The sequence below is a fragment of the Halosimplex amylolyticum genome (assembly GCF_051414035.1).
Classification (GTDB): Archaea; Halobacteriota; Halobacteria; order Halobacteriales; family Haloarculaceae; genus Halosimplex; species Halosimplex amylolyticum.
Map to the genome: position 1 here is coordinate 689,383 of NZ_JBLKNW010000002.1, position 12,440 is coordinate 701,822.

The following is a 12,440-nucleotide window of genomic DNA, read 5'->3' on the forward strand; positions in this document are numbered from 1 at the left end:
CGCCACCGCGATCGTTCACTCTGTGGGCTGTAGTGAGCATCCGCGCGAGCGAAGCGAGCGCGGTTCAACCGAGCGCGAACGGAGTGAGCGCTCGGCCTTTTTCACCCATGTTTTTGCCGGTCGGGTTCCCGGAGCGAGCGAAGCGAGCGAGGAAACCCGGCCGGGAAAAAGATGGTCTCACCAGGGCTCGTCTTTCGCGCCGATGGCGTAGGCGATGCCGTTGGTGACGACGTGTAACAGCGGGGTCGCCACGAGGACGACGGCGAGCACCGGCGGCGTGAACGTCGAGACGACCCAGTCGAAATCGAGCAGGGCGGCGAGCGCGAGCGCGCCGACGACGAAGTCGAGCTGATCGAGCCCGGGGAAGGGGGCGCCGCGCTCGCGGCCGGTCCGCCGTTTCAGGAACGAGGCGGCGATGTCGCCGCACATCGCGCCGAGCGCGAGGCCGACCGCGGCCGGGAGCGGGAACTCCACGGGGGCAACGCCGAGCAGGTCGGCGATGGTGTCCGACCCGGCGTTGAGTACCAGGGCGACCGCGACGCCGGCGGCGGTCCCAGCGGCGGTCCCGCGCCAGGTCTTGCCGTCGCCGAGGAGGCGCCGGCCGCCCCAGGTCCGGCCGCCGTCGATGGGACGGCCGCCACCGGCCAGCACCGCGGCGTTGTTCGGGACGTACGCGGGCAACATCGCCCACAGCGCCGTCGCGATGGCCGAGAACAGGCTCATATGCTCGCCGACTGCCCCGTGGCCCTTAATCACGGTGTTTCGCCGCGTCCGCGACGGCGGGTCGGCCAGGTCCCCGCCGCCAGCCCGGTCCCCGTTTCCAGCCCGGTACCCGTCGATAGCTCGGTTTCCGCCGTTCGCCGTCGATACCACTTTCACACTGGCGGCAATACTTGCGAGTATGATTCCACCGATCGCGAGTCGGTTCGTCGCCGGCGAGACGGCTCCGGAGGCGCTCGAACACGCTCGCGAGGCGAACGAGCGCGGGATCGGGATGATCCTCAATTTGCTCGGCGAGCACTACCACGAGCGCGGGCCGGCCGACGAAGACGCCGCGACGTACCGCGAGTTGATCGACGACATCGCCGAGACGGATCTGCGGGTCTGCGTCTCGGTCAAACCGTCCCAGCTCGGCCTCGACGTGGGGGAGGACGTCTTCCGGGAGAACCTCGCCAGCATCGTCGAGCGCGCCGACGACCACGGCGAGTTCGTCTGGATCGACATGGAAGACCACACGACGACGGACGCGACGCTCGACGCGTTCGAGTACCACGCCCGCGAGACGGGCGGTGCCGACCAGCGGGAGGCACCGCCGACGGAGCGAGCGGGGAGTCAAGCGACCCGCGAGACGGGCGGTGCCGACCAGCGGGAGGCACCGCCGACGGAGCGAGCGGGGAGTCAAGCGACCCGCGAGACGGGCGGTAACGTCGGCGTCTGCGTGCAGGCGAACCTCCGGCGGACGCGGGAGGACCTCGAACGGCTGGCCGACCTGCCGGGGAAGGTCCGGCTCGTCAAGGGGGCCTACGACCCGCCCGCCGAGGTCGCCTACCGGGAGAAATCACGCGTGAACCGGGAGTATCGGGACCTCCTGGAACTCATGTTCCGGGAGTTCGACGGCGGGGTGGCGGTGGGGAGCCACGACCCCGAGATGATCGACCTGGCTGCGGACTTGCACGACGGGTACGGGACGCCCTACGAGGTACAGATGCTGATGGGCGTGCGCGAGGACGCCCAGGCGGACCTGGCCGACGACTGCGAGGTCTGGCAGTACGCCCCCTACGGGTCGAAGTGGCTGTCGTACTTCTACCGGCGCGTGCTCGAACGCAAGGAGAACCTCACGTTCGCGCTCCGGGCCGTCGTGAGCGGGTGACGCGTGATTCGAACGAAGTGAGAATCACGTCGGAGCGAGCGGCGACGCCGCGAGCCGCGTGGGGCGGGGCGCGAATCGAACGAAGTGAGAATCACGTCGGAGCGAGCGGCGACGCCGCGAGCCGCGTGGGGCGGGGCGCGAATCGAACGAAGTGAGAATCACGTCAGAGCGAGCGGTGGCGGTGTGAGTCAGATGCATCGGCGGACGGCGAGGCGCTCGTGTTCTCCGTCCGGAAGGAACACGCTTAGTACGCTCCGGGGGGCAGATAGGCGCAGATGACCTCGGCATCCTGGAAGCGTGACTTCGCCAGCGGGTTGATCATCCTGGTGCCGTTGCTCGTGACGACCTACATCATCCTCTGGCTGTACTTCGCACTCACGGCCGTCCCACTCCCGGTCGAGAGTCAGACGATCGAGATCTTCGGCGAGGCGGTCGACGTCGCGGAACCGCTCCGGGTCTTGCTGACCCTCGTCATCTTCGTGCTCGTCGTGTTCTCGCTCGGGTACCTGATGCGCACGGCGTTCGGCGACATCATCGAGGGGACCATCGACCGCACGATGAATCAGCTTCCGGGGCTCCGCGTCGTCTACAACGCCTCGAAGATGGCCGTCGAAACCGTCGTCTCCGGCGCGGACGAACTCCAGGAACCCGTCAAGATCGAGACCTGGCAGGGCATGCGGATGACGGCGTTCAAGACCGGCAAATCGACCGAGGACGGCCGCGACGTGCTCTTTCTCCCGACCGCACCGAACATCACCACCGGCTTCGTCGTCGAGGTCGACCCCGACTCCTACGAGGAGACGAACGAACGCGTCGAGGAGGCGCTGACGCGCGTCCTCAGCGCCGGCTTCGGGGAGGCCGAACAGACGTCGATCCCGATGGCAGTGGACACCGACGACGAGGAGAGCGAGGAGTCGCCGGTCGGCGGTGACGCGTGACGGCGGGCGAGGACAGCGAGTGATCGCGGACCGACGCGGGCGGTCGGGGGTCAGCGGGATTCCGGGCGAACGGTTCGCGAGCCGCGCCGTTCAACTGATGTGAGCAGCGATGTCGGCCTCGGTGATGATGCCGACCGTCTCGCCGCCCTCGACGACCAGCACGGCGTCGTTGTGGTTGAGGTAGTCGTTGATCTCGTCGATGGTCGCGCCGGGTTCGACGGTCGCGATGGACTCGCGTTTGACCTCGTCGACGGGGAAGTCGCCGACGTTCTCGGTCTCGGACTCGTCGGAGCGCTGGCGGATGTCGGAGTGCCCGATCAGTCCCCGGGGGGTCCCGTCGCGGATGACGGGCACCTGCGAGAACCCGCGCTCGTCCATCAGTTCCTGGGTCTCGTGAACGGAGTCGTCGGGCTGGACGCTCACGATAGGCGAGTTCATCAGGTCCTCGGCGCGAAGGATCGCCCCCTCGGCTTCCTGGAGCGCGTTGACGATCCGCCGGAGCGTCGACAGCCGCGGATCGACGTCCCCGCCCTCGATCCGGGCGATCAACGGCTGTGAGACGTCCGCTCGGTCGGCAAGGTCGCTCTGGGTCAACCCCAGTTCGTTTCGCCGCTCCCGCAGATCCGCCGGCGTCGGTAAATCCATGCGTCGGAATAACCAGAGGTAATATAAAAAACCACCGCCGAGCGCGCGCGGTCGGGCAGAGCGGGGCGGTCGGCGGTCACCAACGGTCGATATAAACGCCTGGAGTGGCTATCGGGTGGTATGTCAGACAGCGAGGAGACGCTCCCGAACTCCGAGGAGGAGTGGCGAGAGCGCCTCACCGAGGAGGAGTACAAGATCCTGCGCGAGCAGGGGACGGAGCCGAAGTTCAGTGGCGACTATCTCGACGTCGACGACGAAGGCGAGTTCACCTGTGCGGGCTGCGGGGCGGAGCTGTTCTCGACGGACAACCAGTTCGACTCGGGACACGGCTGGCCGAGCTTCTTCGACGTCGTCGAGGAGGGCAACGTGGAGACGCGGCTGGACACCAGCCACGGGATGCGCCGGACGGAAGTCGTCTGTGCGACCTGCGGAGGCCACCTGGGGCACGTCTTCGACGACGGGCCCGAGCCGACGGGGAAGCGCTACTGTATCAACTCGGCGGCGCTCGATTTCGACGCCGGAGAGTAGCGTGGTTCGACAGAAGGGAGAACCACGTCGTAACGAACGGCGACCGTAGGAAGCCGTGAGTAGCGTGGCCCGAACGAAGTGAGGGCCACGGCATAGCGAGCGGCGACCGTAGGGAGCCGCGAGCAGCGGAGCCCGAACGAAGTGAGCGGCGTGATTCGACTAACGAGGGACCTTCGGTCCCTCGTACCATGCGAGGGGGCGACTACGCCGCCCGCGAGCAGACGCAGGGAGAACCGGTATCCGTCGGTCGAAACTGCGGGAATCCAGCCACTCCGGGCCGGCTATCAAATCGATCGAACCGGCCGGAAGCCTTTTTGAACTCGTGAGCGGTTGGACGGGTGTGACGTCCGAACACGCGGAGGGATCGGCGGACGAGTCCGGCGACCGGACGGTTTCGGTGCTCGGGACGGACGTGGTGCTGGAAGAGGCGTTCGTGGCGTTTCCGTGGCGAGCGGGGATGGCGCGGGCGCCGGCCGCGTTCGTCGCGGTCTTCGTGCTGACGGCGCTGGTCGCGGCGATCGGGGGATTCGGCTCTGGGACGCTCCAGCGCCGGGTCTCGCTTCTGGGGATCGTCGTCTTCAACGCGCACAACATTCCGGCGACGGTCGGCGCGGTGCCGCAACTGCTCGTTCCGGTGGCCGAACCGGTGGCCGGACTGCCCGGGGTCGGTCCGCTGCTGCGTGGCCTGTTCACGTTCGGGACCGGTCACGCCGCGCCGCTCTCGCACGCCGGCGGCATTCTCGGGGGGCAGACCGCGGAGATCGGGCACCTGAGTGTCATCGAGGGACAGGGCGAGACGGACGTTCCGACGTTCGTCTACTACCTGTTGGCGCCGATCGCGCTGGTCGGCGCGGGCTACGAGTTCGCCGACAGTTACTGGGAGGAGACGACCACGGAGACGCTGGCGGAGGTGGCCCGGTTCGGCATCGCCATCGCGGCCGGGTACCTCGTCGTCCTGCTCGTCGGGTCGGTGTTGTTCACCGCGATACTGTACAGTTCCATCGCCGGTGCGGTCACGATCCTGCCCGACCGGTACCTGCTCGTCGTCTTCGGGTTCGCGTACCCGACGATCTTCGCGACGCTGGGGGCGGGACTGGTGTATCTGGACCGAAACGAGAAGTGAGCCGGGGTCAGGCGTAGCTGGTTTCGAGATACTCCACGATGCGGTCGGACTCGGCCATTGTGACGCCGCGGTCCTCGTCGACGATGACGGGGACGCCGCGCTGGCCGGAGACGCGCTTGACCTCGTTGCGCTGGGAGTGGAGCGCGTCGACCCAGACGGTGTCGTAGTCCAGATCGAGTTCGTCCATGCGGTCGGCTACTTTCTCGCAGTACGGGCACCCGTCGAGCTGGTAGAGCGTGAACGCCATACTCCACCGTTCGGAACCGACCGGCAAGTGCGTTGTGCCCTGCTACCCGAGCGTGACGCCGTCGAACTCGAATCGCGTCCCCGGCCGGTCGGAGTCGCTCCGGTCGGATGCGTCGACGAGGCGGACGCTCCAGTCGTGAGCGTCGGCGATCTTCTCGACGATCGCGAGGCCCATCCCCGTGTTGCCGTCGGCCTTGTTGGTCGAGTAGCCGGTCTCGAAGACGCGTTCGCGGTCCTCGGGCGCGACCCCCCGGCCGTCGTCGGCGACGTAGAATCCGCGGTCGGTGATGCCGACGGTCACCGTCTCGACGCCGTCGGCGTGCTCGATCGCGTTGCGGAAGAGGTTCTCCAGTAGCTGTTTGAGGAGGCTGGCGTCGGCCACGAGCGTCGCGTCGTCGTTGATCTCGATGGTCAGATCGTCGGTCTCGACGTTCGACCACGCGTCGCGGGTGACGGCACCGAGCTTGACGTGCTCGGCGTCGATGCCTTCGGATCCGCTCGCGAGCACGAGCGCGTCGTGGACGATGGCGTTCATCCGGTCGAGCGACGAACGGATGGACTCGGTCTGTTCGGCGACGGTCTCGGGATCGACTGTCGGGTCCCTCGCGAGCTGTTCCGCTCGCCCCATCGCGACGTTCAGCGGGTTGCGGAGGTCGTGGCTGAGGACGCTCGCGACCGTCGACAGGGTCTCGTTGTTGGCCTCGACGCGGAGTTCGGCCTCTTTCCGGTCGGTGATGTCGACGTGCATGACGAGCGCGTGCGGTTCCTCACACTCCGGGAGTACGATCGCGCGCATCAGAAACCAGCGCCGCTCGTTCGGCGAGTGACACGGGTATTCGAGGGTAAACTCCGTGCGCTCGCCCGCGAGGACGGATCGGATTCCCGCTGCCGCTTCGGTGGCTGCCTCGTCTTCGGACCCGTCACAGACCGACAGGTAGTTCTCGCCGACCATCTCGACGTCTCCACGAAAGCCGTTGTCCGTCCCGAACTGCCGCCACGCGCGGTTCGTCTCCCGGATCACGCCCTCCGCGTCGACGACCGCGACCTGTGCCGGTAACGCGTCGAACGCCGCCCCGACGAAATCGACCCCGTGAGGGGCTCGTTCAGTCGGTTCGCCGTCCCGGTCGGGCACCATGGCGCGAACCCAGGACTCGCGTGAATAAAACCGATGCGTTCGACTCTCACGGTTGATTCTGGGCCGGTCCCTCACACGGCGGCGGGACCGCCCGGTTCACCTCACTCGTTCATCAGGCCGTCTTCCTCGACGCGCATGACGGCTTCGCCGTCGGGGAGGTTCGGCGCGTCGACGAGCTTGACGATGCGTTTGTCGCCCTTGGATTTCCGCAGGTAGATACGGAACGTGGACGTGTGACCGAGGATGTTCCCACCGATGGGCTGGGTCGGGTCACCGAAGAACGAATCGGGGTTGGAGGCGACCTGGTTGGTGACGACGACGGCGGTGTTGTGGAGGTCGCCGACGCGCATCAGGTCGTGGAGGTGTTTGTTGAGCTTCTGCTGGCGGTCGGCGAGTTCGCCGCGGCCGACGTACTCCGCGCGGAAGTGCGCGGTCAGCGAGTCGACGCAGAGCAGGCGGATAGGGAACTCCTCGTCCTGGGTCTCGCTGGCGAGCTCCTGGGCCTGCTCGGCCAGCAGGATCTGGTGGTTGGAGTTGAACGCCTTCGCCACGTGGATGTTGTCGAGCATGGTCTCGACGAGGTCGTCGAGCAGCCCCTCGTCGGTGGCGTCGGCCTGTTCGGCGTCTTCGACGACGCCGTGGAGGACCATCGTGTCCTCGAGGACCCCCTCGGAGAGGCCCTTGACCATCTGGTCGATCCGCTCGGGGCGGAAGGTGTCCTCGGAGTCGATGAACATCGCGCTGCCCTCCAGTCCGCCGTGTTCGCGGGGGAGCTGGACGGTCACCGAGATCTGGTGGGTGACCTGGGACTTGCCGGCCCCGAACTCGCCGTACACTTCGGTGATCGACTGGGTCTCGATGCCCCCGCCGAGGAGGTCGTCCACTTCGTCGACGTTCCAGGTGAGCTTGCCGATCTGTTCGCGGCGTTCGAGCACCGCGGCGCCGGACTCGAACCCGCCGATGTCGGCGGCCTCGCGCGCGGCGTTGATGATGTCGGCGGCGCTCGATTCCCCGACGTCGGCGGAGTTCGAGAGCTCCCCGGGGCTCGCGACCGCGATGCCCTGGTAGGAGTCGAAACCGTTGTCCTTCAGCTTTTCCGCGGTGGCCGGGCCCACGCCCGACAGGTCTTCGAGGTCGTCTGTCGCCATGGACATCGATTGCGCCGGCCATCATATAAACCCTCGTTAACACCAAAGTGAAAGTGAAACCGCGGCACTGGAACGCCATCAGATCCGACCGGTCCGGAGATTGATAGGCGAAGAGCGGGGAGAGCGGTCGTGACGTATAGAATCCGAGTGGAATCAGAGTGGAGGCCGAGTGGATTCCGAGTGGATACCGAGTGGAGGCCGAGTGGAGGCCAGACGAAGATCGGGTGTCGATCGAGCGGAACGAGGTGGAAACTCGAACGTGATCGCGGCGAGCGCGGGCAGCGGAAGTGCCGTTCAGCCGCCGCGGGCGCCGAGGTAGACGACGCCGAAGACGCCGAGGAAGTAGACGGCGGTGAGCCACGACTCGGGGACCGAGAGGACGCGGTGGCCCTGATGGCCGACGACGACGAGCGCGATCGCGGCGAGCGAGGCCACCGGGCGCGCCCGCAACCCGGCGGCGAACATCCGAATCTGCCAGCGGAAGTCGCGGAGGAAGCCCGCCACGGTCTCGCCGGCCGGACGGTTCCCGTCGGGGTTGTCCGCCCGTTCGAAGCCGTCGAGGGCGTCGCGGTCGACTGTCACCAGTTCCCCGGTGTTCACCCGGCGCCCGTCGGCGTCACCGACCCGGAGCAGCGTCGCGCTCTCGTCGGCCGTGCCGACGACGCGGTAGACGGCCCGCTCGACCGACTCGTCGTCTTCCGGTCGAACGTGGTCGTAGACCGCGATTTCGGAGCGCAGTTGCGGCATTGGCTGCGTGTCGACCCCCCGGGGAATAAACCTACTCCCACGGGTGGCCGCCGGGGCGGTCCGGCCAGAGGGGGTACCAGTACTCCTTGTCCGGTTCGACCGTGAGCTCGCCGTCGAGCACGCTCTGGAGCTTGATCTCCGTCTGGCTGTGGCGCTCGTGGTCGCCCTCGGGAGCGAACGGGTAGTACTTGCCGCGGCGGAAGGAGTAGATCCAGTAGGCTCGCTGTCCGCCGCCGGCGGCTTCGCCGCCTCTGTTTCGATGCCTGCCGGCGTCGCTCTTCTCGAACGCGAACAGCGCAGCGAGCAGTCGCGACCCGTAGCCGCGTTCGATGAACTCGTCGGCGGCGAAGTGGATGCTCGTCACCAGATCCTCGGGGTCGTCGTCTTCGAGGACGACCCACTCGTAACCGTGATCGTCGGTCGTGAACCTCGCTTTCGTCCCCGTCTCGACCTCCCCCGCTTCGAGGATGGCCTCGACGTTCTCGACGGCGTCCTCGAAGTCCGTGCTGTCGACGTCGGCGAAACACAGCGCGGCCGCCTCGGCCGGCGCGAAGCCCAGGTCGGCCTCCATCGTCATGTAGGCCGTGCTCATTCCGAACAGATCCTCGGGGTCGGCGTCCCGGGTCGCGTCGGCCTCCGCTTTCATCCCCAGCGCGGACTTCAGGCCGTCCAGCAGTCCCATGTCTGTCTGTTTGGGCGAGGCGGGTAAAAGACGCTTCCCTCCGTGAATCCGCCAGCCCGTTTCAGCTATCCCACGGCGCGCCGTCGGGGTCGATCTCCCGCTGACCCCGGTCGAGGTCCGCGATCCGATCCAGGTCGTCGTCGTCCAGATCCACGTCGTACGCTCGCCAGTTGTCCTCGATGTGGTCGGCACTGGTGGCCTTCGGGATGGCGGCGACGTTCTCCAGCGCGAGGAACCACGCCAGCGTCACCTGCGGGACGGTCGCGTCGTGTTTCTCGGCGATGTTCTGGAGCACGGGGTCGTCGAGTACTTCCGTCCGTGCGAGCGGCGAGTAGGCGACGACGGTGTGGCCGTGTTCGGCGGCGTACTCGCGCAACTCGGTCTGCTGGAGGTACGGGTGCATCTCTATCTGGTTCGCGAAGATGGGGGCGTCGAGGATCTCCCGGGCCTCGTCCAGATGCTCCGGTTCGAAGTTGGAGACGCCGACGTGGCGGATCTTCCCCTCGTCGTAGAGCTGCTGGAACGCCGAGAGCGTGCCCTCGGGGTCGTAGGCGTTCGTCGGCCAGTGGACGTACAGCAGGTCGACGTACTCGGTACCAAGCTTGTCGAGGCTCTCCTCCGCGGTCGCCAGCACGTCGTCGTGGGCGAGATTCGCGGTGCTGATCTTGGTCGCGAGGAAGACTTCCTCGCGCGGAACGCTCGACTCCGCGATGCCGCGGCCGACGAACGCCTCGTTCTCGTAGCCCTGTGCGGTGTCGACGTTTCGGTAGCCCAGTTCCAGCGCGGTACGGACGCTCTCGGCGCACTGCTCCGGGTCGGTGTTCTGCCACGTGCCCAGTCCGAGCCGGTGCAGATCGAGTTCGCTCATGAGTCTTCTCGACGTTGGACTGTGTGACCCTAACCGCTGGGAAAGCGGTGAGAGTCTCCCACTACCCGGGCCGTTCCATCTCGGCGGCGAGTTCGCGCAGTTTCCGGATCCGCTCGTGCGTGGGTGGATGCGTCCAGGGCAGGCCGAAATAGCGCGTCGGGACGATGCAGAAGGCGTTAAAGCCGGCCATCGAGCGCAGGTCCTCGTCCGGGGGCGCCGAGAGCCCGTACAGTTCGGCCAGCGCTTCCGCGAGCGCGACGGGGTTTCCCGTGATCGCGACGGCCCCCCGATCGGCCGCGTACTCGCGGTATCGGGAGAGGGCGAGCGTCCCCGGGAGACTCACCAGCAAGAGGGGGAGACTCAGGACGGCGACCAGCACGGCAGCGCCGAAGTAGCCGAGGAGGAGGGCCGTCCCGGTCATGCTGTCGAGGGCGCTCCCGAGCGCGGCGAGCGCGACGGTCGCGGGGAAGCCGGCGACTGTCAACACCGTCGAGTCGCCGTTCTTGACGTGGGCGAGTTCGTGCGCGAGCACGGCTTCGAGCTGCTCGTCGTCGAGGGTCTTCAGCAGACCGAGCGTCACGCAGATCACGGTTCGATCGCCGGTACCGGCCGACAGCGCGTTCGGTTCGTCGCTGGGGATCACGGCGACCGGCGGCCGCGGGACGTCGGCCTGCGCGGCCAGTCGGTCGACGGCGTCGAACAGGTCGGGGTGGTCCGAGCGGTCGATGGCGATGGCTTTCGTCGCGAGGTACGCCAGCCGGTCGGCCTGGAGGACGAGCACGCCGAGAACGGCGACCAGCACACCGCAGATCACCAGCGCGACGGAGAGGGGGAACAGCAGGAACACCGGGCCGAGGAGGACCGCGTACCCGACGACCGAGAGGGCCAGCGCGAGCGCCATCCGCCGGGCGAGGCGGCTGTCGGTCTGCCACTCCATAGCCACAGTTCCTGTCGGACGAGTAATAGGCCTTCGGTCGGGGCGGGTGGCGACGAAACCGTCGTTCTCAGGCGGTCTCCTGGCGGCCGGCGAGGTCCCGGAGGCGGTCGACGCGTTTCTCGGTCGAGGGGTGCGTGCTGAACAGCTGCGCGATGACGCCCTTGTCGATGGGGATGATGAAGAAGGCGTTCATCTCCGACTGCGAGCGCATGTCTTCTTTCGGGACCTTGTCCATGCGGTTGTCGATGGTCAGCAGGGCCGAGGCGAGCGCGGCGGGTTTGCCGGTGATCGCGGCGGCGCCGCGGTCGGCGGCGTACTCGCGGTACCGCGAGAGCGCCCGGATCAGGAAGAACGAAACGATCCAGACGACCAGCGAGGCGGCGATGGCGATCATGACCTGCGCACCGCCGCCCTGGCGGTTGCGGCCGCCGCCGCCGAAGAGGAAGCCCCAGCGGAGGATGAGCATCGCGATGGTCGACAGGAACGACGCGATGGTCATCACCATCACGTCGCGGTTCTTGACGTGGGCGAGCTCGTGGGCGAGGACGCCCTCCAGTTCCTCCTGGTCGAGCGTCTGGAGCAGCCCGGTCGTCACGGCGACGGTCGCCGTCTTCTTCGAGCGCCCGGTCGCGAAGGCGTTTGGCGTCCGCGTGTCGGCGACGGCGATCGTGGGCTTGGGCAGGTCGGCCTGCTGGGAGAGCCGGCTCACCATCCCGTGCAACTCGGGGAACTCGTCCTCGTCGACTTTCCGGGCACCCATGCTCTTGAGCGCCAGTTTGTCGCTGAAGAAGTACTGGACGAACAGGAAGATGCTCATGAAGATGACGATGACTCCGTACGACTGCCCCGACCACAGCAGGACGCCGAGGAACACGATGTACAGCGCGGCGAGGAGGAACATCGTGAAGAACATCCGCGCGCGGAGTCCCCAGTCCGTTTTCCATTCCATACCAGATGATAGGGAGTGCGCGACATATCAATGACTCGCGTCACGGCCGCGTCTCGGTCCGTCTCCCGGCGAGTTCCGCCGGCGCTCACCGACCGCTCTCAGGAACGGTCGGCCTCCGAAACGCTCACTACCTGACCGCTTCACGCTCCCGCCGATGGGGACTCGAACGGTCGCGTTCGTCGGCGGCGGCGCCCTCGCCCTGCTGGTCGGCCTGTCGCTCATGGGACTGGGGCTCTACGTCTCGCTGAGCTCGACCTGCGGGACGAGCTACGTCGTCGACGTCGAATCGGCCGACGAGGTGGCGGACCCGCCCGAACCGGCCGTCGAGTACGCGAACCTCACCGACCACCAGCAGCGCGCCTTCGACGCCGGACGGACGGGTTCAGACCGCTCGTTCGGTCCGAGGGAGTCGCTCGCGCGTCTCGACGAGGCGGTGGTCGTCCACGAGGGCGACCGCTACGTCGCGGAGGTCCGCACCGCCGAGTGTCCGAAGCCGGAGACGTGGCTCTACTACGCCGGCGGGCTACTCGCGGTCGTCGGCTTTTTCGCCGCCCTGTTCGGGGTCGTCCCGTACGTCTACGACTGAGCGGACCGGTCCGAGTGGACCGCCGGACGGGAACGCGG

At 67.4% G+C, this 12,440-nt stretch carries 15 protein-coding genes; 5 read left to right on the forward strand and 10 right to left on the reverse strand.

Going from position 1 to position 12,440, the window contains the following annotated elements; genetic code table 11:
• Positions 1 to 177: 177 nt before the first annotated feature.
• Positions 178 to 723 carry a CDP-2,3-bis-(O-geranylgeranyl)-sn-glycerol synthase gene (locus ACMGFE_RS13750; RefSeq protein ID WP_436925783.1) on the reverse strand — a complete coding sequence of 182 codons (546 nt, stop codon included), beginning with the start codon at positions 721 to 723 and terminating at the stop codon, positions 178 to 180.
• 178 nt (positions 724 to 901) lie between these two features.
• Here ACMGFE_RS13750 and ACMGFE_RS13755 point away from each other — a divergent pair, with 178 nt between their 5' ends.
• Positions 902 to 1,870 (forward strand): proline dehydrogenase family protein, encoded by a 969-nt coding sequence (locus ACMGFE_RS13755; RefSeq protein ID WP_436925784.1) that lies wholly within the window; start codon positions 902 to 904, stop codon positions 1,868 to 1,870.
• Positions 1,871 to 2,145: 275 nt separating this feature from the next.
• Positions 2,146 to 2,808 (forward strand): DUF502 domain-containing protein, encoded by a 663-nt coding sequence (locus tag ACMGFE_RS13760; RefSeq protein ID WP_436925785.1) that lies wholly within the window; start codon positions 2,146 to 2,148, stop codon positions 2,806 to 2,808.
• A 90-nt stretch (positions 2,809 to 2,898) separates the two neighbouring features.
• Here the strand turns inward: ACMGFE_RS13760 and ACMGFE_RS13765 are convergent, their stop codons facing one another.
• The gene (locus ACMGFE_RS13765; RefSeq protein WP_436925786.1) at positions 2,899 to 3,453 is read right to left on the reverse strand and encodes a CBS domain-containing protein; all 555 of its coding nucleotides are present in this window, start codon (positions 3,451 to 3,453) and stop codon (positions 2,899 to 2,901) included.
• Between the two features lie 120 nt (positions 3,454 to 3,573).
• Here ACMGFE_RS13765 and msrB point away from each other — a divergent pair, with 120 nt between their 5' ends.
• Entirely contained in the window at positions 3,574 to 3,981 is a 408-nt protein-coding gene (gene msrB / locus ACMGFE_RS13770) for a peptide-methionine (R)-S-oxide reductase MsrB (RefSeq protein WP_436925787.1), read from the forward strand.
• A gap of 340 nt (positions 3,982 to 4,321) precedes the next feature.
• On the forward strand, positions 4,322 to 5,104 hold the full coding sequence (locus ACMGFE_RS13775; RefSeq protein WP_436925788.1) for a DUF7978 family protein: 783 nt from the start codon (positions 4,322 to 4,324) through the stop codon (positions 5,102 to 5,104).
• Positions 5,105 to 5,111: 7 nt separating this feature from the next.
• On the opposite strand, the gene ACMGFE_RS13780 is transcribed toward ACMGFE_RS13775, so the two are convergent.
• From ACMGFE_RS13780 to htpX, 8 genes are all read right to left on the reverse strand, one after another.
• On the reverse strand, positions 5,112 to 5,351 hold the full coding sequence (locus ACMGFE_RS13780) for a glutaredoxin family protein (RefSeq protein WP_436925789.1): 240 nt from the start codon (positions 5,349 to 5,351) through the stop codon (positions 5,112 to 5,114).
• A gap of 42 nt (positions 5,352 to 5,393) precedes the next feature.
• Entirely contained in the window at positions 5,394 to 6,485 is a 1,092-nt protein-coding gene (locus tag ACMGFE_RS13785) for a PAS domain-containing sensor histidine kinase (protein WP_436925790.1), read from the reverse strand.
• Between the two features lie 101 nt (positions 6,486 to 6,586).
• Positions 6,587 to 7,633 (reverse strand): DNA repair and recombination protein RadA, encoded by a 1,047-nt coding sequence (gene radA, locus ACMGFE_RS13790; protein WP_436925791.1) that lies wholly within the window; start codon positions 7,631 to 7,633, stop codon positions 6,587 to 6,589.
• 294 nt (positions 7,634 to 7,927) lie between these two features.
• Positions 7,928 to 8,380, reverse strand: a complete 453-nt coding sequence (locus ACMGFE_RS13795; protein WP_436925792.1) for a hypothetical protein — start codon at positions 8,378 to 8,380, stop codon at positions 7,928 to 7,930.
• A gap of 31 nt (positions 8,381 to 8,411) precedes the next feature.
• A complete protein-coding gene (gene pspAB / locus ACMGFE_RS13800; RefSeq protein ID WP_436925793.1) occupies positions 8,412 to 9,062 on the reverse strand; it encodes a PspA-associated protein PspAB in 651 nt (216 codons plus the stop codon).
• A gap of 61 nt (positions 9,063 to 9,123) precedes the next feature.
• Positions 9,124 to 9,930 (reverse strand): aldo/keto reductase, encoded by an 807-nt coding sequence (locus tag ACMGFE_RS13805; protein WP_436925794.1) that lies wholly within the window; start codon positions 9,928 to 9,930, stop codon positions 9,124 to 9,126.
• Between the two features lie 61 nt (positions 9,931 to 9,991).
• Entirely contained in the window at positions 9,992 to 10,867 is an 876-nt protein-coding gene (locus tag ACMGFE_RS13810; RefSeq protein ID WP_436925795.1) for a M48 family metalloprotease, read from the reverse strand.
• Between the two features lie 67 nt (positions 10,868 to 10,934).
• Complete coding sequence (gene htpX, locus ACMGFE_RS13815) at positions 10,935 to 11,816, reverse strand: zinc metalloprotease HtpX (protein WP_436925796.1); 882 nt, start codon at positions 11,814 to 11,816, stop codon at positions 10,935 to 10,937.
• Between the two features lie 154 nt (positions 11,817 to 11,970).
• On the opposite strand from htpX, the gene ACMGFE_RS13820 reads away from it, so the two are divergent.
• Positions 11,971 to 12,402, forward strand: coding sequence for a DUF7979 domain-containing protein (locus ACMGFE_RS13820; protein ID WP_436925797.1), 432 nt, complete (start codon positions 11,971 to 11,973; stop codon positions 12,400 to 12,402).
• Positions 12,403 to 12,440: the final 38 nt, after the last annotated feature.